Source organism: Halobacillus sp. B23F22_5 (assembly GCF_043497085.1).
GTDB lineage: Bacteria > Bacillota > Bacilli > Bacillales > Halobacillaceae > Thalassobacillus.
This window is the reverse complement of the sequence record NZ_JBIEKI010000004.1, coordinates 42221-63206: the sequence shown is the minus strand read 5'-3', so window position 1 is coordinate 63206 and position 20986 is coordinate 42221. Positions and strand designations below refer to the sequence as shown.

The window sequence follows — 20986 nt, the reverse complement described above, 5'->3', positions numbered from 1 at the left end:
TATTTTGAGTAAAACAGACCAACCAGTCGGTCTCTAAAAAAGGATTATTAAGGGGGAGCAATATGAATTTTGAATTGACGAAAGAACAGGAAATGACACGGAAGATGGTAAGGGATTTTGCAGAAGACGTTATTCAGCCGAGAGCTATTGATATCGATGTAAATGCTGATTTTCCGGAAGATATATTCAAGGAAATGGGCAAGCTTGGCCTCTTGGGTATCCCGTTTCCGGAAGAATACGGAGGAGCTGGCGGAGATACCGTCACATACGCTTTAGCAGTCGAAGAAATTGGCCGGATCTGTGGGTCGACCGGTCTAAGTTACGCTGCAGCGGTATCGCTTGGGGCTAGCCCAATCTATTATTTCGGAACGGAAGAACAGAAACAGGAATTTCTGGTTCCATTAGCCAAAGGGGAAGGGCTTGCATCTTTCGGTCTTACGGAACCGAATGCAGGTTCTGATGCAGGTGGGACACAGACACGAGCAGTATTAGATGGAGATGAATATGTCATCAATGGAGAAAAGAGCTGGATCACAAACGCTGGATATGCCCGCTCCATTACTGTCACAGCTGTCTCAGGAAAACGTGATGATGGCAAAAATATCATTTCCGCATTCCTTGTTCCTGCCGACACGCCAGGACTTACGATCAATAGTAATTATGAAAAAATGGGTGTCCGGGGATCCAATACTTCAGAAATCATTTTGGAGGATGTCCGGGTGCCGAAAGAGAATATATTAGGAGACCCGAAAAAAGGGTTTGGTCAATTCTTATACACCCTTGACGGTGGGCGAATTTCAATCGCTGCTCTTGCGGTCGGAATAGCACAGGCTTCACTCGACCGGGCGCTTGCTTATGCAAAAGAACGAAAGCAATTCGGGCAGCCGATTTCAAACTTCCAGGCTATCCAATTCAAACTTGCCGATATGGCAATGGAAGTAGAACTTGCAAGGAATATCACATTGAAAGCAGCATGGCTGAAAGATCAGGGGAAACCATTTACCAAGGAATCAGCTTATGCGAAACTGTTCGCTTCTGAAACCGCTTTCCGATCTGCCAACCAGGCGATTCAGATTCACGGGGGGTACGGTTATATGCGTGAATACGAAGTGGAACGGTACTTACGTGACGCTAAACTGTTGGAAATCGGGGAAGGAACCTCAGAGATCCAGCGTTTGGTCATCGCTCGTCAGCTTGGGTGCTAAATTATTGCGAGGAGGAACTGTATGACTTTATTAAAACAGACTGTCGGTGAGATTTTAGAAGAAAAAGCAAAAGCACTTCCAGATCATGAAGCTTTCGTTTATCCAGAGTTGAACCTGCGTAAAACCTATAAAGAGTTGGACGAAATAACGGATGAAGCGGCCAAAGGTTTTATGGCCATGGGAATTGAAAAAGGGGAGCATGTTGCCATATGGGCAGATAACAAACCAGAGTGGCTGATCTCCCAATTCGCAACAGGAAAAATGGGGGCAGTTTTGGTTACTGTCAATACGAACTACCGTGCCCAGGAGCTTGAATATCTGTTGAAACAATCCGATACCACGACATTGATTTTGGCAGAAACTTTCCGCGGTGCTTCTTACATCGATATTTTGAAAGAGGTTTGTCCGGAACTGGAAATCTCAGAAAAAGGGGACGTCCAATGTGAAAAGCTGCCCAACCTGAAGCGAGTCATCGTATTGAGTGATAAGGAATACAATGGCTGCTACAAGTGGCAGGACCTGATGGATATGGGCAAAGAAGTAGAAGACGAAGCATTGAAACAACGGAAAGCGATATTGACTTACGATGAAGTCATTAACATGCAGTACACTTCCGGAACGACCGGCTTCCCGAAAGGTGTCATGCTGACCCATTACAATATTGTTAATAACGGTAAACAAGTAGCAGAAGCGATGAAAATGACAAAAGAAGATCGTCTCTGTATCCCGGTGCCATTTTTCCACTGTTTCGGCTGCGTCATGAGTACGATTGCATGTGTAACCCAAGGAGCGACAATGGTAATCTTAGAGCAGTTCGATCCTGAAAAGGTGCTCAACGCAGTAGAAAGTGAACAGTGTACGGCTCTTCATGGAGTGCCGACGATGTTCATTGCAGAGTTGAACCACCCTAAATTCGAAAGTATTAATACTGCTTCTCTCAGAACAGGTATCATGGCAGGTTCCTCCTGTCCGATGGAAGTGATGAAGGATGTCATCAATAAAATGGGGGCAGAAGAAATCACGATTGCTTATGGACAGACAGAATCCTCTCCGGTTATCACACAGACACGTACCGACGATACGATTGAACGTCGAGTCAGCACAGTGGGGAAAGCACATCCGAATGTTGAAGTTAAAATCGTGGATCCAAGCACCAACAAGGAAGTAGAAGCCGGTGTACCTGGGGAGTTGTGTACGCGTGGCTATCTAGTTATGGAAGGCTATTATAAGAACGAAGAAGCCACTCAAATGGCGATCGATACAGAAGGATGGCTGCACACAGGCGATATTGGTGTCATGGACGAAGATGGTTATGTAGAGATCACTGGACGTATCAAAGATATGATCATTCGTGGCGGTGAAAATGTCTACCCTCGTGAAATCGAAGAATTCCTATACCAATATCCGGATGTCCTTGATGTTCAGGTAGTCGGTATACCAGACAGTAAATATGGGGAAGAAATCATGGCCTGGATCATTCCAAAAGAAGGTAAAACCATTACAGAAAAAGATATCCGTGAATTTTGTGAAGGGAAAATTTCCAAGCATAAAATCCCGCGTTATATCGAATTTACAGATGAGTATCCAATGACGGCCAGTGGTAAAATACAAAAGTTCAAACTTCGTGAAACAGCTTTGGAAAAATTACAGTCGAAATCGTAATCAAAGGAGGAGTGTCCATGTTCCAAAAAATATTGATTGCTAATCGTGGAGAAATAGCTGCCCGAATCATCCGAACATGTAAAAAAATGAATATAGCAACGGTCGCTGTCTACTCAGAAGCGGATCAGAATGCTCCTTTTGTAAAACAGGCGGATGAAAGTTACCTGATTGGAAAACCGCGTGTGAATGAGTCTTATTTGAATATCGACAATATCCTGGAGGCAGCGGAAAAGTCAGGAGCTGAAGCCATTCATCCAGGGTACGGGCTGTTAAGCGAGAACGCGGAATTCGCAAAAAGATGTCGGGAAGCGGGACTTACGTTCATTGGCCCCTCTGAAGAAGTAATGGCAAAGATGGGAGATAAAGTCGCTGCCAGGCAAGCGATGAAAGAAGCAGGAGTTCCAATCGTACCTGGTACTGAGCAGGCGGTCTCAGATGTGGAAGAGGCAAAGGCATATGCCAATGAATTCGGCTATCCGATCATGCTGAAGGCGGCTGCTGGCGGTGGTGGCATCGGCATGCAGGCTGTCAATGATGATGCGGAGTTAGAAAAAGCTTTCGAAGGTAATTCCAAACGTGCGGAAACCTTCTTCGGTGATGGGACGATGTTTTTAGAGAAGCAAATCCTGCACCCACGACATATCGAAATCCAGGTACTTGCTGATGAACATGGAAATGCCGTCCATTTATTCGAAAGAGAATGTTCCATTCAGCGCCGGCATCAAAAAGTTGTCGAAGAAGCACCTTCACCATTTTTATCAGAAAAAACCAGAAATGAGATGGGTGATACCGCTATCCAGGCCGTGAAAGCGCTGCGTTATAAAAACGCAGGTACCATCGAATTTTTAGTCGATAAGGATGAGAATTTCTACTTTTTAGAAATGAACACAAGGCTACAGGTAGAGCATCCTGTAACAGAAGAAATCACAGGCATCGATTTGGTAGAACAGCAGCTGCGCGTAGCCGATGGCGAAACGCTTCCTTTCGAACAAGGGGATATCAAAAGGGAAGGCCATGCAATCGAAGTTCGAATTTATGCGGAGGACCCAGTCCGTTTCTTCCCTTCTCCGGGTCAACTGACCAAATTCAACGTTCCGGAAGGGGAAGGCATCCGTCATGAATTAGCGGTAGCTGATGACTCGAAGGTAACCCCATTCTATGATCCTATGATCGCAAAGCTGATTGCTTACGGGAATGACCGCAAGGAAGCGATTGACCGCCTTCAAGGAGCGCTGGAAAACTATCAAGTAGAAGGAATAAAAACAAACATCCCGATGCTGAAGGATGTAATCGCTCATGAAAAGTTCAAAGAAGGAGCGACAGAAACATCATTTGTAGAAGAATATTATTTACCACTTGTATCTGAAAAATAGGGAGGAACCAGACATGACAGAAGTAAAAGCATCAATGGCAGGAAGTGTATGGAAAGTAGTAGCAGCCCAAGGAGACAGTATCACAAGCGGACAGGATCTTGTTATTTTGGAATCTATGAAAATGGAGATTCCTGTTCCAGCGGAAGCGGACGGGACCGTTAAAGAGCTGAAGGTGAACGAAGGAGACTTCGTCAATGAAGGCGACGTCATTGCAATCATCGAATAATTAGGAGCGGTTTTTATGTTGCAATTACCGGAACAAGTAACCATCAAGGAGGTCGGCCCACGGGACGGCCTTCAAAATGAAAAGAAACGGATCGAAACGGAAGATAAAGTAGCCTGGATCAATCACTTATCTGAATCCGGGTTGTCCTATATCGAAATTTCATCATTTGTCCATCCGAAATGGATTCCACAGCTTGCTGACGCCAAAGAAGTGGCAGAAGCAATCAAGCGTCATCCGGAAATTACGTATGCTGCATTAGTGCCTAACATGAAGGGATTGGAGCGGGCGATAGAAACAGAGATAGATGAAGCTTCCATCTTCATGTCAAGCAGCGAGACGCATAACAAAAAGAATATTAATAAATCCATCGAAGAAACTTATCCTGTGTTGAAGGAGGTTGTGGATGGAGCCAAACAGGCAGGTAAAAGTGTCAGAGGCTACGTATCTACGGTGTTTGGGTGCCCATATGATGGCCATGTACCTGTCGATCAGGTTCTCCGTGTCTGCGATCGGTTGTTTGAAATGGGGATCGATGAACTATCACTCGGCGATACCATTGGTGTAGCTGATCCAAAACAGGTGGACCAGGTACTTGGAGAAGTTAATAAGCGTTTTTCCTTCGAGAGGATCGCTATGCATTTTCACAACACGAGGGGAATGGCATTGGCAAACGTGCTTGTATCCCTTCAGCATGGTGTAACTATTTTCGATGGAGCTTTAGGAGGACTTGGCGGCTGCCCATATGCCAAGGGGGCTTCTGGTAATCTGGCAACGGATGATCTCGTCCATATGCTGAACCAGATGGGTATCGACACCGGGATCCGTCAAGAAAAACTGCTCGAAGCTGCGACATTCATTCAAAGTAAACTGGATAAAGAATTACCCAGTCACCAAATGCAAGTGACAAACCGCTCTTCCTGAGGAGGATACATTATGTTGGAATTAGTGAAACTTGAAGAACCGGCAGAACACGTCAAGAAATTGACGTTGAATCGCCCTGAAGCTGCCAATGCCCTATCCAAACAGCTGCTTGCTGAAATTAATGAAGCCTTGGGAGAAGTTGAAAAAAATAAAAATACCCGTTGCCTGATCATTACGGGAAGTGGTGGAAAAGCGTTTTGTGCCGGGGCGGATTTAAAAGAACGTAGAGGCATGACAGAACAAGAGGTCGTTGAGACGGTAACCCTGATCGGTGATACCATACATCGGGTGGAGCAAATTGAGATACCTACGATAGCAGTTTTAAATGGCGTTGCTTTCGGAGGAGGATTGGAACTTGCCCTGGCCTGTGATCTACGGTTAAGTTCCAATGCAGCTAAGATGGGATTGACGGAAACTTCGCTTGGAATCATTCCAGGGGCAGGCGGAACCCAAAGACTTTCACGTCTGGTCGGCCTTGGAAAAGCGAAAGAATTGATTTTTACGGCAAAGCCGATCACATGTGAGACAGCCCGGTCAATAGGGCTTATTGAATATGCTTATGACCAAACGATCGTTCACGAAGAAGCCTTAGCCTTAGCTGAGAGGATCGCAAATAATGCTCCAATCGCTCTAAGGCAGGCGAAAAAAGCAATCCACCAAGGGTTCCAGACAGACATAGAAACAGGACTTCAAGTCGAGAAAATGTGCTACCAGACAACTATTCCTACAAAGGACCGCTTGGAAGGTCTCCAGGCATTCAAAGAAAAAAGGAAGCCCATTTATCGTGGTGAATAGAACAGGAGGGAAAGCTTCATGTCATTAGATCAAACATTACAAGAGCGAGTAGAAAAAATCTCCCAGGGTGGAGCTGAAAAATATCACGCTAAAAATAAAGAAAAAGGAAAGATGTTTGTACGGGAACGTCTAGCCCTGCTTTTTGACGATGGAATGGACATTGAGGACGCTTTTTTCGCCAACTGTATGGATGACTCCCTGCCATCTGATGGGGTGGTCACCGGAATCGGTGAAATAAACGGACAAAAAGTTTGTGTGATGGCCAATGATTCGACAGTCAAAGCAGGCTCCTGGGGAGCAAGGACTGTAGAAAAAATCATTCGTATCCAGGAAACAGCGTTAAAGCTACAAATCCCAATGCTATACCTGGTCGATTCAGCAGGAGCAAGGATAACCGACCAGGTAGAAATGTTCCCGGGCAGAAGGGGAGCAGGAAGGATATTCAACAATCAAATCAAATTATCAGGCCGGGTCCCACAGGTCTGTTTATTGTTCGGACCTTCCGCTGCCGGAGGAGCGTACATACCTGCGTTTTGTGATATTGTCGTCATGGTGGACGGGAATGCTTCCATGTATTTAGGTTCACCAAGGATGGCAGAAAAAGTGATCGGGGAGAAGGTCACACTTGAAGAAATGGGTGGTGCAAAAATGCATTGCTCCGTTTCCGGATGTGGAGATGTACTGGCGAAGTCCGAAGAAGAAGCAATCGCTTATGCGAGAGAATATATGAGCTACTTCCCTGCCAATTATACCGTTGCTCCAAAAGTGGCAGAAGCAAGGGAACCTGCAGAAAGCGACAAGTCTATTCATGATTTGATTCCGGAAAACCAAAATGCACCATTTGATATGTATCAATTCATCGATCGGTTGATTGACGAGGATTCTTTCTGTGAAATCAAAAAATTATTCGCTCCGGAACTCGTGACTGGTCTTGGCCGGATTGATGGCCGTACCGTCGGCATCATCGCCAATCAGCCAAGAGCAAAAGGCGGGGTTTTGTTCCCGGATTCCGCTGATAAGGCGGCTAAATTCATCCAACTATGCGACGCCTTCAACATTCCGTTGCTTTTCCTGGCTGATATCCCAGGCTTTATGATCGGTACGAGGGTTGAGCGGGCAGGTATCATTAGACATGGTGCGAAAATGTTGTCAGCTATGAGTGAGGCGACTGTGCCAAAAATTTCTGTGATTGTACGAAAGGCGTACGGTGCTGGATTATACGCCATGGCCGGTCCGGCATTTGAACCGGATTGCTGTCTGGCTTTACCAAGCGCACAAATAGCTGTTATGGGTCCGGAAGCGGCGGTCAACGCTGTCTATGCAAATAAGATAGCAGAATTACCAGAAGAAGAGCGCCCGGCGTTCATCAAAGAAAAACACGAAGAGTATAAAGAAAACATCGACATCTACCGGTTAGCTTCGGAAATGGTAATTGATGCCATCGTTCAGCCGGATGAACTGAGAAAAGAACTGATCAAGCGTTATGACACGTATGCTTCCAAAGAGGTAACCTTCACCGAACGGAAACATGGCGTGTACCCAGTATAATAGACTCCTAAGATCCAAAAAAACCCCGGACTTCTATGACAGGAAGTCCGGGGTTTTTGTTTAGCCACTTTGTGTTTCTTTATGAAGTGTCGCTTCTTTTATTGCTCGTTGACGCGCTTCACTTTGCAGCCTGTTTTTTTGTCGTTGGATTCTTTCGTCTCGCTTTAATCCAGCAAGGTAAAGTTCGTCCTTTTTTAACTTATATTTTTGCTTTGCACTAGAGAGTACCCGGGGTGACTCTTGCTTAGAATGGGATCCTCCCACTTTTTTCTTACCGGCAAGCAGGGTCCCGACTAAGAAACTGCCGAGAAAGACAGAACCAATTGCCCCGGCGCCACCTGAAGATTTGGTTTCTTCTTTGTTCATGCTGAAATTTCATCCTTATTGATATCTTTTAAAGCTTTACGTTTTTCTTTAAAGTAATATCCTAATGCAATAGCTCCATATAAGCCGCCAAGATCTTGTCGTCTTGTCGTATCTTTACCTTCCTTTGTGTCCTTTTTCATTGCCATCGTGACATCTACAAGGGAGGAGGTCAGCTTACGTGAAGATTCACCAATATCTCCGACAATATAAAAGAGCGGGCTTAATGATTCAATTTTTTTATTGACATCTGCCAGGGTATCATTACTGTTATGAAGTAATTGTCCGGTCTCCTTCATGACCTCATCCAATTGATCCGGTAACCTATCCACTGTTTTATCCACGCTATTCAGGACACTTGATAAATTGTTCAAGGTACGTGCCAGGAAGATAGAACCGATTAAAACTCCAATGCCTATGATTAATACTCCAATACCTACTAAATCCACTGTTCATCCCTCTTTTCTTAATGATTGTACTCGTGCTTCTTGACTGGTTTGTCTGGTTGTTTCCATTTAGCGTACATGTTCGTAATAGCTTCTCCCCATCTTACCGCCTTGATAATCGAGTCATTATGCTTGTTGGTATGATAGGTGAAGTTATCCGAGGCCTTGTTTAAACCGTGATTGAGATTATCCACGGAGTCTCCAACATTATGAAGTGAATCAAATAATGCGTCCGTAGAATCGATCTTATGGTGCAGATCTTCAGCTAAGTAATTGGACTTGTTGATTAAATGCTCCGATTCTTTGGTAATGCCATTCATTTGGGTGACCAGGCTATCAACCGTTCCATCCAGACTCCTCATCGTTTTATTGACACTGATCAAGGTCTTGACGATGAAAGCTACAATCAAGGCAAAAGACAAGGCCATGATAAAAATACCAATATAAACTAAATCCATCGGTTCTCTTCACCTCCTAAGTTACCACTTCCCTAATATACGACCGGCAAAACTGTTTTCGACCTGAAATGACAACTTTGTCACTTTCTTTTTATATGATGATTAACCAGCCGTTAAAAGGGGGTAGATATATAGAAGATAATCACGATCAAGGAGGAAAACTATGAAAAAAATGATGTCATATATGAAACAGCTGATTAAAGAGTTTCAGAATGATGATGTACCTGTTCTGGCAGCGGCTCAGGCTTATCATTACTTACTGGCTATTGTTCCAATGCTGATACTGCTATTTTCTATTATTCCATTCCTGGGCATCGACCCTAATCAGGCAGTCAGCTTTATGAAAAATGTGCTGCCTGAGGAAACAGCTTCTGCTCTGGAAAAGAATATCATCAGTGTCGTTTCTAAACCGAATGGGGGATTGTTGACGGTTGGTATTATAGGTACGATATGGTCAGCTTCCAACGGGATAAATGCCTTCATCAAAGCTTCTAACGTAGCTTATAATGTCGAAGAAACCCGTTCATTCATCATCGTCCGTTTGATTTCTATAGGACTGACCCTCGGCATGATCCTTGCTATTGTGGTAGCATTAGTACTTCCGGTTTTCGGACAAGTCATCCTTGATTTTATAAAAAAGATCTTATTTATACCGGATCAGCTCATGATACTTTTGGAAATAGCCCGCTGGGTAGTCAGTATACTAGTCATGAGTGTGATTCTTATGGTGTTATACCGCTTCGCTCCTAATCGGGAGTTACCTTTTAAGGAAATCATGCCTGGAGCTATCATCACTTCTGTTTTATGGATGTTGATCTCCCTAGCATTTTCTTTCTATGTAAGTAATTTCGGCAGCTATTCAGCAACATACGGAAGCTTGGGTGGGTTGATCATACTCATGATATGGTTCTTCCTGACTGGCTTGATATTAGTAGTAGGGGCGGAAATTAATGTCATCAAACACCGTAAGAAGCATGGGTTAACTCGAAAATCAGAGGCTATATGAGAATATTAAAACAGCCATAGCAGTTATCTCTGCTATGGCTGTTTTACGTTTTCATCAAACCCCTCTTTTATTACCCCATAACAAGGCATGGAGCTGAGGAAGGACGCGGACTCGGTTCAAAGCAGATGATGTCATCACCTGGTCGACCAGCCACTCATATTTTTGTAATAGTTTTAGAGCGATTTGACTATCATCGGTTTCTTCCAAATCATCATTGCCAACCTGGAGATAAAAGGGAACTTCCTGATAACGTGCATGAACCGAAGCGGCATATTCCAGGTCCTGTTCATTGAAAATTACCACTTTAAGACTGGTGTTATTCAGCCGGTCATTTTCTTTGAGTCGATTGATGATACCATCAAGTTGATCCCAGTCTGTTTTCATATTAGAGCTTGGAGGCTTCGGGGAGATGGTGAGATCATCTATTGCCAGGAACCATTCCTGCCAGCGGCTGCCCTGAGTTTCCAAGGCCACCTGGATTTGCTTTACTTTCAGCTTACCGATCAATTCGTCCAGGTAAGGGAACAGCGCGGGATTGCCTCCAGAAATAGTGACATGATCAAAGTTTTCACCACCGATCTTTTGCAGTTCACTTAGAACCTCGTCGGTATCCATCCGTTTTATATCTTCTTTGGCACTCCCGTCCCAGGTGAACGCCGAATCACACCAGGAACAGCTATAATCACAACCTGCTGTCCGAATGAACATGGTCTTTCTGCCAACTACCATGCCTTCTCCCTGGATGGTGGGACCGAAGATTTCTAACACAGGGAGTTTAGGCATTTTCCATCCACTCCCGTTTTACTTCTGCGTAACTTGTCGGCGTTTCGTATAATTTCACAAATTCCACTCGTGTACCAGCAGTTTCTGCCTGGAGCGCAGCTTCCATCTGCTCATAAATCCAGACCACCATGTTTTCGGCAGTGGTATTCATAGCGGGCAGTGTATCATTAAGGTAGCGGTGGTCGAGATGGATTTCTATTTGTTCTTTCCATATTTTTTTAATGTCACCAAAATCGATGACGATTCCGATATCATCTACATAGCCACTGATCCCGAAGATCACCTTATAGGTGTGACCGTGGAGGTTTTTGCATTTACCTTCATAACAATGGAGATGATGTGCGGCATCGAAAGTGAATTCCTTGCTGACCATGACTCGTTTGTTATGGTATTTCAATTGATGCCGTTTAATATCCTCATCGATTTTTTGCAGGTTTTCCACAATGGTGAATCCGTAATTAGATAGGCTCATTTGATGTCCGCTCCTTCGCGCTGCTGTAGATACTTCCTTAGTCCATGGTTACGAAGTTTACATGCCGGGCATTCGCCGCAGCCGCTGCCGATTACGCCATGATAGCAAGTCAGTGTATGGTCACGTACAAATTCAAAGGCTTCCAGTTCATCAGCGAGCTGCCAGGTTTCAGCCTTATCGAGCCACATCAATGGGGTATGAATGACGAAAGATTCGTCCATCGATAGATTCAACGTGACATTCAAGGATTTAATAAACACATCACGACAATCAGGATAGCCGCTGAAGTCTGTTTCACATACTCCGGTGATGATATGTTTCGCTCCAGTTTGCTGGGCCACAATAGCAGCGAATGATAAAAACAATAGATTTCTTCCTGGTACGAAAGTAGAAGGGAGGCTGCCATCTTTTCCATCCTCGACATCCATTTCTTTATGCGTCAAGGCATTAGGGGAAAGCTGGCTCAACAGGGACATATCAAGGACTCGATGATTAACCTTCAATTTATCTGTGATCTCTTTAGCAACTTCCACTTCTTCTTCGTGACGCTGGTTATAGTGAAACGTGACTGCTTCCACTTCGTCAAAACGCTCCAGCGCCCAGAACAAGCAAGTTGTACTGTCCTGACCACCACTGAATACGACGACCGCTTTATTATTTTCCATAAAAAAATTCTCCTTTCTATTGAAAGAGAATTCTACTCACCCGGTTTTTGAATAAGATAAACTAAAAAAACCGCACCTAAGGGATAGGTACAGTTCCATCCTTAGTTTTTTATAGAGGGTGTAGCTAGAACCTCTCCTGCGGTAGAGTTGCTCCGCAGACTTTTATGATAGTTTGTCGGTCATAGTATAACAGACGAACCGATGAATGTCATGGTCAATTTCTATAATAGTATTGGAATCAGGGCTGATTTCTTATATACTATAGGGGGTTAGCCGCCAGGGGAATACATGAGAGAAAGAGGCAGAATAGAGAGAATGAACAATCGGCTGCAAAAGAAAAAGATTAAAAAAATTGTCCATCAAACACTGGAGAAGATTGATATTTCACTTGAGGTACATATACAAACAACTCATGTGAACATGATTTATGATTTTATTAAAAATCTATTGATTATTGATGTTGACCGGGTCAGGAAAGCACGAAATGAAATGATCACCCCTGTGCCACTGGAAGATTATATCAAAGCGTTAGTCCTGCATGAAGTGGGGCATTATTTGGATCGAGATGCCTTATGGGCTTCTATTCCACGTACCCTGGAGATTAGAAAGAAAAAAAGAGAGACTCCATATTTTGAACGTACAAAAGACCTTAACTTATTCCAAGTGGATATAGAAGAGCATGAAATGGAGTACTCTTTTGAAGAAACCGCATGGAATAATGCCGCTGTTTTAAACGAAAAATTTAACATGGTGGGGCGGGATAGCTTTGAAAAGGTCAAATTCGAAAGCCTGTTGAGCTATGCTGCAGTATATAACCGTGATTTATTGATTTACCAGGCACTATTAAAGCAAAAAACAGGCAAGCAATTGGCTGTATAAGAGGAAAGGTCCTGAACCAGTAATGGGCTCAGGACCTTTTTTTGTCAGGTTATCTCGTTAACTTTAAATCAATCTCCAGATTCTTATCTGTATTTGTTAAGATAACGAAGCGGATTTGCCTAAAGCACGGATCTCATCCACGGCATGCGGGTTCTCTAAGGCACTCAAATCTCCAGAATCTTTATTTAAATAAGCGGATTTAATGGCTCTTCTCATTACTTTGGCATTCCGGGTTTTTGGCAAGTCGGACACGACATGGACGATTTTAGGTGCCAAAGCTTTTCCTAACTTCTCATTAAGGTGCCGGCTTATATCTTTGATTAATTCCTCCGACTTCTCATAATCTGGACGCAAAACGACGAAACCGATAGCTTCCTGTCCTTTGACTTCATGCGGGACACCGATCACGCCGGCTTCCACAACAGCGTCATGTTCGACGAGTACAGACTCGACTTCCGAAGGGCCAAGCCTTTTTCCTGCAACGTTAAGCACATCATCAGAGCGGCCTGTTATCGTATAAAAACCCTCCTCATCATGAATCACCCAGTCTCCATGAACCCATGTGTCTTTAAAGCGGCTCCAATATGCTTTTTCATAACGGTCATTTTCTTTATAAAAGCCGTTGGTCATGCCGACCCATGGTTGACGGAGCACCAGTTCACCAACATCGTTTTTGACTGAGTTACCATTTTCATCATATACACCGACATCCATTCCTGGCAGAGCAGCATTGAATGAAACCGGATTGATCGGTTTTACTAAAACATTACCGAATATACCACCGGAAATTTCTGTCCCGCCTGAATAGTTGAAAATAGGAACTTTGGATTTCCCTGCGTGTTCGAATAACCAGCGCCAAGGTTCAGGATTCCACGGCTCACCTGTGGAACCGATCATTTTCAATGAAGACAGGTTATGTTTTTCAATCCAGCTTTCCCCATGCTTCATCAAGGAGCGGACCAGGGTAGGAGAGATACCAAGATGCGTGACGGTATACCGTTCGACCAGTGCCCATAAACGATCCGGTTCAGGATAATCCGGTGTGCCTTCGAACATGACGATCGAAGCCCCGTTCACTAATCCTCCGTAGACAAGGAATGGCCCCATCATCCATCCCATATCTGTATACCAGAATAAGTTATCATTTTGGGTGACATCCATACATATCCCGGCATCAAACGCAGCCTTTATTGGAAAACCGCCATGGGTGTGAAGGGCTCCTTTCGGTTTACCGGTAGTCCCTGACGTATAGATGATCATATAGGGGTCATGCGCGTAGGTCTTCTTCGTTTTGTAATCGTTTTCATTTTCAAGTAAAGCATTCCAGTCAACATGCCGGGTGTCGTTCCATTCAACATCACGGCCAGCCCGGTCAACTACAACAATATGTTCCAAAGTTGAGCATTGTTCAGCTGCACGATCAGCTTCTTCTTTCATCGGTACTACTTTACCTCTGCGATAAAATCCATCAGCTGTGATAATTGCTTTCGATTCAGAAGCATTTACCCTGGTAGCAATTGCTTCCGCTTTATAGCCTGAGAAAGCAGGGGAGAAGACGGCACCAATTTTTGAGACAGCAAGCATGGCGATCAAAGTTTCAGGCAGCATCGGCATATAGATGGTAACTACGTCTTTTTCTTTAATGCCGAGTTTCTCTAAGCCGTGGGCACATGCATTTACTTTTTTATATAAGCTATCGAATGTAAAAGTTTCCGTATCTCCATTATCTCCCTCCCAGTAGAGGGCAACTTTATTTTTGGTTGCTGGATTCATTGCCCACTTATCAAGGGCATTATGAACAACATTTATTTTTCCTCCAACAAACCAGTGGGGATATTTGATTCCTTTTGATAAGTCGAGGGTGTCTGTATATGGTTCGTACCACTCCACGTCAAGCTCGTTGACCGCTTCCTCCCAAAACCAGGAGATATCGTCGATCGATTTCTGATAAAATTCATCATAAGATTCAAAGCCATGTTTATTCATCCATTGATAGAGTCTTGTAGCTTGCTTTTGTTCTTCTGTAGGTGTCCATGCAGGCTGCTGTGAAATCAACATCATTTCCTCCTTTAAACAAAGAATATTCTGAATGTTCCACTTTCAATTATACCTGATTTTGTACCGATATTGAAATGGGAGGGTGGTAATTCCTGTTAGAAGGGGAATTTTAAGTAGAACAGGTTTGAATAATAAATTAGATAGGGTATAGGGTTAATCGGTAAAGGAGTTGAAAAATTCCTTAACAAATTTTAAATATAATATCATTACCATTTTATCTGGAAAGAATGTTATTCTAATATGGAGTAATGATAAGGATGAGGTATTAGGAGGGAAAATATGCGAATAGTAGTAGCAGGTGGAGACGGTTTCTGTGGTTGGCCGACCGCATTACACCTATCCAACCAAGGACATGAAGTAACCATTGTTGACAACTTATCACGAAGAAAATGGGATGAGGAACTTCATTCCAATTCCGTAACACCAATCGCATCATTGGAAGAGCGTGTTGGTAAGTGGAAAGAGCTTACAGGTAAAGAAATCAAAACATACATCGGAGACTTAAACCATTATGATTTTCTAAGAGAAGTATTCCGCCAGACAGAACCGGAAGCATTCGTTCACTTTGCGGAACAGCGTTCAGCTCCTTATTCGATGATTGATCGTGAACATGCCGTTTTCACACAACAGAACAATGTATTAGGAAACTTGAATGTTTTATATGCTATCAAAGAATTCGCTCCGGAGTGCCACTTGATCAAGCTGGGTACAATGGGTGAATATGGCACGCCGAATATTGATATTGAAGAAGGATATATTGAAATAGAACATAAAGGTCGCAAGGATGTCATGCCATATCCGAAGCAGCCAGGTTCTTTCTATCATTTATCAAAAGTACATGACAGTCACAATATTATGTTTGCCTGCAAGATCTGGGGTATCCGTGCGACAGATTTGAACCAGGGGATCGTTTATGGTCTACATACGAATGAAACCAAAATGGATCCAATGCTAGTCAATCGTGTTGATTATGACGGGGTATTCGGTACAGCGTTGAACCGGTTCCTGATTCAAGCAGCTACCGGCCATGACTTGACTGTTTATGGTTCTGGAAATCAAACGAGAGCATTCTTGAACATTGAGGATACCGTTCGTTGTGTCGAAATTGCTGCTGAAAACCCGGCAGACAAGGGAGAATTCCGTGTGTTCAACCAATTCACCGAATACTTCTCTGTCCAGGAGCTTGCTGAAAAGGTACAAAAAGTAGCAAAAGAAGAAGGATTGAATACAGAAGTATCCCATTTGGAAAACCCTCGTATCGAAGCGGAAGAGCATTACTATCATGCTGTAAACACTAAGCTCCGTGACCTTGGCCTTGAGCCGCATTTATTGACGGACGAAGTCCTGCATGATATTTTACAGACAGTAATCGAACATAAAGACCGAGTAATCAAAGAGAACGTACTACCGTCCATTAAATGGAAGTAAGGAGCCGCCGTTTTGAAAATCGCAATCATAACTGAAACCTTCCTGCCCTCCACAGATGGAGTGGTGACTAGACTTAAAGAAGCTATCAAACATCTGCAAAAAGAAAATAATGAAGTCATAGTTATCGCCCCTGACCTTGGCGTGAAGGAATATGAAGGTGCGATTGTGGAAGGTGTCAAAACGACCAGGATGCCTTTCTACAGGTCCAGGGAGTTTTCGATGCCTCAAAAAAAGGTGAAGGACCTGTTGATGAAGCATCAGCCAGACATCGTCCACGTGGTAAATCCTGCGCTGGTCGGTGTCTCTGGCGTATACTATGCCAGTAAATTAGGATATCCATTAATTGCTTCTTATCACACCCATGTACCGAAATATCTTGATTACTATCGTCTTTATCCGTTCAAACCGTTGGTCTGGTGGTATTTCAAGAAGCTGCACAGCTACGCAGACTTGAATTTGTGTACGTCAAAAGCAATCCAGAAAGAATTAATCGAAAAAAAGATACCAAACGTGCATGTGTGGGATCGTGGAGTTGCAATTGACAAGTACCATCCAAGCTATCAGAACAAGGCGATGCGCGAACGTCTATCAGGCGGAAAACCTGATAACAAACTTTTAGTGTTTGTCGGCAGATTGGCCCCAGAAAAGGAAATCCATAAGCTGAAGCCGTTGTTAGAAAGAAGAAATGACATTTCCTTAGCTATCGTAGGTGATGGTCCTGTCCGAGATCAGCTGGAGAAAACATTCGAAGGAACGAACACCACGTTCACAGGTTTCCTTCATGGCGAAGAGTTGTCACAGGCATTTGCTTCAGGGGATGCCTTCATCTTTCCATCCGTGACAGAGACTTTAGGATTAGTTATTTTAGAAGCAATGGCATCAGGGATGCCCGTCATTGCTGCAAAAAGCGGACCGACAATGGAACAAGTAGAAGATGGCCGTACTGGGCTGCTATTTGAAAATGAGAATACGGATAGTCTGATCCGTGCCATTGAAAAAATAGAAGACCCTGGATTGCACGAGCAGCTGAGCATTAATGCGAGAAAAGAAGCAGAAAAATTCAGCTGGAAGAAGCCATCCGAACAAATTCTTGATTTTTATTATCAAACGCTGAAAGTCTTTCAAAAAAACCAAGTGAATGCCCCAAAAGAGGGAAAAGTGAAAGTAACTGAATAGTTCAGGGTAATCCTGCTGACCGGATGAAAAACTCCGGTCAGCTTTCTTTTGTGAATGCTTTGTCGAAATATGGAATAATATAGTACGAGAAGCAACAAGGCAGATCACATTGTTTTCCCAGGGAGGCAACAACCTAAAAGGACAGCATGAAGTAACCGGACTTACCAACACCAGCACGCAGTTTATCTTAGGAAAAACGGAGAAATCTGTTTTGAAAAAAGCCTGCCAAAAACCAACCATCAACCATTCTTCAAACAACTCGCTCTTCATACTTAGTAGCAACTCCGAAAACAAAATAAAAATACTATCCTTAACGCAAGTGAAAACCCTTGACAGAAGGGATTAACAAGGGATTCGTTCGCTTAAATATCATGCAGGTTTAAAAAAAGTGGGGGAGTGACCAATAAAAATTTCAATATAGCTGACACAAAGAAGCACCAGAAAACCAGCATACAATAATGATCGTATAGGAGAAATGGAATATTAGGGTATAACCAGTGCAGGGTAAATGAATCAGTTAATAGCAAGAATTAATAAACGCTATCAGAAACTGATGATTAAGAAAATCTAACTATCATAGAGAATATAAAAAATGAGAATGAAGAAAGATATCAAAAGGAATAATGTTGGCTTATTTTTTGATATTAATTAGCGGCAGCAAGTTGAATTAAAAACTAAATTTACAATGAGATTAATGCAGAAATGATTTGGAGCTTTTCACTTAATTTTAAATTCCATCTCACTATCTTAAGTATACTTAGTCATTGAGACAAAATTACCGTTTCTGAATTAACTTCCGATAATAAGTATTATGTAAACTAAGAAATAAAAACAGCAACTATAAGTTCCAGTCCCCTAGTTCCTATAATATTTCATATCAGGAACTTCTTCCTCTGAGATGCTGATAATTATAAGCGATGTCCATGTAAGACTTCCCACAATTCAATAATTAGCGATGATGTCTCATAAGTTATACGGACGTCCTCATAATTCCATTACATGATGGTCATTAATTATGGATTATTGAAATATGTACAAGTTTCGGAGAATTTCTGTTTTATTTAGTAATTGCACCCAGTATCAGTCGCAGCTTACTCATTCAACTTATTACCTTTTTGCTTTTCTTACAGCAAAATAATTCTTCGATGAATTTAGATTCTATTGCAACATCCACAGTGCTTCGACTCATCCAGCATCAAGTCTGTAATCAACATATATCTGCACATACGATTCAGCGCCGTATTGCAAACCTGTTTTCCTTTATGCTTTGGCATGAATTGAAAAAAACGATAATAGTAACAAAGCCCAAATATATGGCTTTGTTGGATTTGTACCAGCTTTTCAGCTTTGGGTAAATGTCAAACACACCCTGAAGAACGTGTGTTCTTAAGTGAATTGGCACTAACTAAACAGAGAGACCTCCATTCTATTAATTCCATCAAATGAATTTTTGCTGTGCTTATCAAGTGTTTTTACTTACTTATTTAATGCATTAGAAACATCATAATCATTCATATTCAACTCCGTAGGTTTGCCAAGTGCTAAATTAGCAAGCTCCGCACCTAAGTATGGCCCGCTAGTCAAACCTGAAGCCCCAAGACCATTAGCTACGAACAATCCTTTTATCCCAGGGACTCGCCCTATGATAGGGAGACTACCGGGCGTAAAGGGACGAAACCCTACTTTAGTTCCTAAGTAGGTTGCTGAAGCAAACCCAGGTGCAACACGTAAAGCTTTATCGATAACTTTATGGACTCCCCCTGCTGTAACCCTTGGATCTTTACCAACGTTATCTTCCTGGGTAGCACCTACAACAATTCTACCGTTTCCGAAAGTAAGGAAATATTGTCCAAATGGAGGCATGACCACTGGCCAATGGCTGGTATCTGTGTCAGGCAATTGTAAGTGGACGATCTGTGCCTTTTGTGTATGCATGTTAAAGTTAAGTCCTAATGGCTTAAGCACTTCTTCCGTCCAGGCTCCTCCAGTAATAATAACCTCATCGGCTTCAAAATTTTTCGGACCTACAGTTACACGTTTGACATGATTATCTTCCAGGTGAATCCCTGCATCGCCCTTGATGTAAGTTGCCCCATTCATTTTAGCTCCTCGGATAAGTGCATCTCGTAAAGCACCTCCGTTCACTCTCCCCCCGCCACTGACGTGAACTGCTCCATATTCATCTTTCAAGGGTGGGAAAAGTGATTTGGTTTCCTTTCTTGAAAGCTTGGTGACTTCGCCCATTTCGGGTGTATCACGCCTGCGCTCTAAGGCGAGCTCAAACTTGCGATCTAGCATATCTTGTTTATTATATATATTGATTGCTCCAACTCTTGAGTATGCAGTCTCTGCTTCCCCATACTTTTCAAGTTCTTTTATGAGTGATGGGTAGTACTTGGCACCACCTATCACTAATCGGTACCATTCATTATTTTTACGGTGAGTTAGCCAAGGACATACGATTCCTGCCGCTGCAGCTGTCGCTTGTCCATGGTCTTCCCTGTCAATTAGTATGACATCAGCTTGCTGCTTCGCCAGGTGGTGTGCAGTTGATGCACCAAGTATGCCCGCTCCTATTACGATATACTTTTTCAAATTAACACCTTTTCTTATTCTGACTTCATCTAAAGGATATTCTACAAGATAAGTTACCCTCACTCAATGAATCCTCCTCACCGTATTTCTTATACTTTAATCCTTTAACAAAGTTAAAATTTCTTAAAGTGTAAAAAAACCACCAGCATCCCTGGTGGTTTGAATTAATCTTCCAATATAGCTCTTGTCATATGGTCGTTCTTTTCAGTCTGTTCTGACCGAAGTACGCGGTAACCTTTCTTTTCTAATTTAGCGAACAGTTCGCTTAGCTGCGCTTTGGTGACATTGGATACAGTGATACAGAGACGTCTTACAACTTTACTGCCATCATCATCGAACGTCATTAACCCCTCAATGTTAATCCCTCGTTTATTCAACATTTTGGAAAGCTGAGCGACTGCCCCATGTTTTTCGGGTGATACGATAGTGACAATATAATCTCCCGAATGAAGTCCAAACGATTGTTCCAGTAAATCAAATACTTTGTTATGCGTGAGAATACCGGCAAACTTCTCTTGCTTATCTAGTACAGCTATAAATGGAAGAGCTTTCACCCGTAGCATCGCCTGAGGGAACGAGGTTTCTTCATACACAAAAGTTTGTGGGTAGGAAAGAACCTTTGTGATGCATTCGTTTTCAATGGGTGTTACCCCATTTCTAAAAGATTCGTTCTCCTGTCGTTCAATTCTGGAACGGAACACCATTCCTTGGTATCTACCATTACTATCAACAACTGGAATACAGCGATACCCGCTATTATCCAATGCCTCTTTCGCTTCCTTCATTGTTGATTCTATATGAATAGTGACTACCCGATGTTTCGGAATAATATTGTTTTTAACTAACACTCAATCCCCCCCTTCCATCCATTTTATTCAAAATGAATTTGTTGATTCCTTCTATTTCTTCCGCCTGTATCTTTACAAC

General features: G+C 42.9%; 20 protein-coding genes and 1 riboswitch. Of the genes, 11 read left to right on the top strand and 9 right to left on the bottom strand.

Translation table 11 applies throughout. The features are described 5' to 3' along the window. Positions 1–62 precede the first annotated feature (62 nt). From ACGTN9_RS07330 to ACGTN9_RS07300, 7 genes are read left to right on the top strand one after another with little or no spacing between them, the layout of a single operon-like run. Complete coding sequence (locus ACGTN9_RS07330) at positions 63–1205, top strand: acyl-CoA dehydrogenase (RefSeq protein WP_499591706.1); 1143 nt, start codon at positions 63–65, stop codon at positions 1203–1205. Positions 1206–1226: 21 nt separating this feature from the next. Next, positions 1227–2867, top strand: a complete 1641-nt coding sequence (locus tag ACGTN9_RS07325; RefSeq protein WP_499591705.1) for an AMP-binding protein — start codon at positions 1227–1229, stop codon at positions 2865–2867. Between the two features lie 17 nt (positions 2868–2884). After that, positions 2885–4240, top strand: a complete 1356-nt coding sequence (locus ACGTN9_RS07320) for an acetyl-CoA carboxylase biotin carboxylase subunit (protein ID WP_499591704.1) — start codon at positions 2885–2887, stop codon at positions 4238–4240. Between the two features lie 13 nt (positions 4241–4253). Further along, complete coding sequence (locus ACGTN9_RS07315; RefSeq protein ID WP_499591703.1) at positions 4254–4466, top strand: acetyl-CoA carboxylase biotin carboxyl carrier protein subunit; 213 nt, start codon at positions 4254–4256, stop codon at positions 4464–4466. Positions 4467–4481: 15 nt separating this feature from the next. After that, positions 4482–5387, top strand: coding sequence for a hydroxymethylglutaryl-CoA lyase (locus tag ACGTN9_RS07310; protein ID WP_499591702.1), 906 nt, complete (start codon positions 4482–4484; stop codon positions 5385–5387). A 12-nt stretch (positions 5388–5399) separates the two neighbouring features. Beyond that, entirely contained in the window at positions 5400–6182 is a 783-nt protein-coding gene (locus tag ACGTN9_RS07305; RefSeq protein WP_499591701.1) for an enoyl-CoA hydratase, read from the top strand. 18 nt (positions 6183–6200) lie between these two features. After that, a complete protein-coding gene (locus ACGTN9_RS07300) occupies positions 6201–7730 on the top strand; it encodes an acyl-CoA carboxylase subunit beta (protein ID WP_499591700.1) in 1530 nt (509 codons plus the stop codon). A 60-nt stretch (positions 7731–7790) separates the two neighbouring features. Here ACGTN9_RS07300 and ACGTN9_RS07295 read toward each other — a convergent pair whose 3' ends face one another. The 3 genes from ACGTN9_RS07295 to ACGTN9_RS07285 are packed head-to-tail and all read right to left on the bottom strand — an operon-like array spanning position 7791 to position 8997. Further along, positions 7791–8096 carry a hypothetical protein gene (locus tag ACGTN9_RS07295; protein WP_499591699.1) on the bottom strand — a complete coding sequence of 102 codons (306 nt, stop codon included), beginning with the start codon at positions 8094–8096 and terminating at the stop codon, positions 7791–7793. Further along, positions 8093–8542: a DUF948 domain-containing protein gene (locus tag ACGTN9_RS07290; protein ID WP_499591698.1), complete on the bottom strand. Its 450-nt coding sequence runs from the start codon at positions 8540–8542 to the stop codon at positions 8093–8095. The genes ACGTN9_RS07295 and ACGTN9_RS07290 overlap by 4 nt, the downstream gene beginning before the upstream one ends. Positions 8543–8559: 17 nt before the next feature. Beyond that, on the bottom strand, positions 8560–8997 hold the full coding sequence (locus tag ACGTN9_RS07285) for a DUF948 domain-containing protein (protein WP_499591697.1): 438 nt from the start codon (positions 8995–8997) through the stop codon (positions 8560–8562). Between the two features lie 163 nt (positions 8998–9160). Between ACGTN9_RS07285 and ACGTN9_RS07280 the strand changes: the two genes are divergently transcribed. Next, a complete protein-coding gene (locus ACGTN9_RS07280) occupies positions 9161–10003 on the top strand; it encodes a YihY/virulence factor BrkB family protein (protein WP_499591696.1) in 843 nt (280 codons plus the stop codon). 54 nt (positions 10004–10057) lie between these two features. Here ACGTN9_RS07280 and queE read toward each other — a convergent pair whose 3' ends face one another. Genes queE through queC form a run of 3 tightly spaced genes read right to left on the bottom strand, consistent with a single transcriptional unit; the run spans position 10058 to position 11923 of the window. Continuing rightward, complete coding sequence (gene queE / locus ACGTN9_RS07275) at positions 10058–10786, bottom strand: 7-carboxy-7-deazaguanine synthase QueE (RefSeq protein WP_499591695.1); 729 nt, start codon at positions 10784–10786, stop codon at positions 10058–10060. Then, positions 10779–11258: a 6-carboxytetrahydropterin synthase QueD gene (gene queD / locus ACGTN9_RS07270; protein WP_499591694.1), complete on the bottom strand. Its 480-nt coding sequence runs from the start codon at positions 11256–11258 to the stop codon at positions 10779–10781. The genes queE and queD overlap by 8 nt, the downstream gene beginning before the upstream one ends. Further along, positions 11255–11923, bottom strand: a complete 669-nt coding sequence (gene queC / locus ACGTN9_RS07265) for a 7-cyano-7-deazaguanine synthase QueC (RefSeq protein ID WP_499591693.1) — start codon at positions 11921–11923, stop codon at positions 11255–11257. Before queC ends, queD begins: the two co-directional genes overlap by 4 nt. A gap of 95 nt (positions 11924–12018) precedes the next feature. Continuing rightward, positions 12019–12063, bottom strand: a riboswitch (PreQ1 riboswitch). A 148-nt stretch (positions 12064–12211) separates the two neighbouring features. Between queC and ACGTN9_RS07260 the strand changes: the two genes are divergently transcribed. Continuing rightward, positions 12212–12802 carry a hypothetical protein gene (locus ACGTN9_RS07260; protein ID WP_499591692.1) on the top strand — a complete coding sequence of 197 codons (591 nt, stop codon included), beginning with the start codon at positions 12212–12214 and terminating at the stop codon, positions 12800–12802. Positions 12803–12898: 96 nt separating this feature from the next. Here ACGTN9_RS07260 and ACGTN9_RS07255 read toward each other — a convergent pair whose 3' ends face one another. Then, positions 12899–14860, bottom strand: a complete 1962-nt coding sequence (locus tag ACGTN9_RS07255; RefSeq protein WP_499591691.1) for an AMP-binding protein — start codon at positions 14858–14860, stop codon at positions 12899–12901. Positions 14861–15139: 279 nt separating this feature from the next. On the opposite strand from ACGTN9_RS07255, the gene ACGTN9_RS07250 reads away from it, so the two are divergent. Next, positions 15140–16288 carry an NAD-dependent epimerase/dehydratase family protein gene (locus ACGTN9_RS07250; protein ID WP_499591690.1) on the top strand — a complete coding sequence of 383 codons (1149 nt, stop codon included), beginning with the start codon at positions 15140–15142 and terminating at the stop codon, positions 16286–16288. 12 nt (positions 16289–16300) lie between these two features. Beyond that, positions 16301–17464: a glycosyltransferase family 4 protein gene (locus ACGTN9_RS07245; RefSeq protein WP_499591689.1), complete on the top strand. Its 1164-nt coding sequence runs from the start codon at positions 16301–16303 to the stop codon at positions 17462–17464. A 1476-nt stretch (positions 17465–18940) separates the two neighbouring features. Here ACGTN9_RS07245 and ACGTN9_RS07240 read toward each other — a convergent pair. Both ACGTN9_RS07240 and cbpA read right to left on the bottom strand, forming a co-directional pair. After that, positions 18941–20059, bottom strand: a complete 1119-nt coding sequence (locus ACGTN9_RS07240; RefSeq protein ID WP_499591931.1) for an NAD(P)/FAD-dependent oxidoreductase — start codon at positions 20057–20059, stop codon at positions 18941–18943. A gap of 164 nt (positions 20060–20223) precedes the next feature. Further along, positions 20224–20907, bottom strand: coding sequence for a cyclic di-AMP binding protein CbpA (gene cbpA, locus ACGTN9_RS07235; protein ID WP_499591688.1), 684 nt, complete (start codon positions 20905–20907; stop codon positions 20224–20226). Positions 20908–20986: the final 79 nt, after the last annotated feature.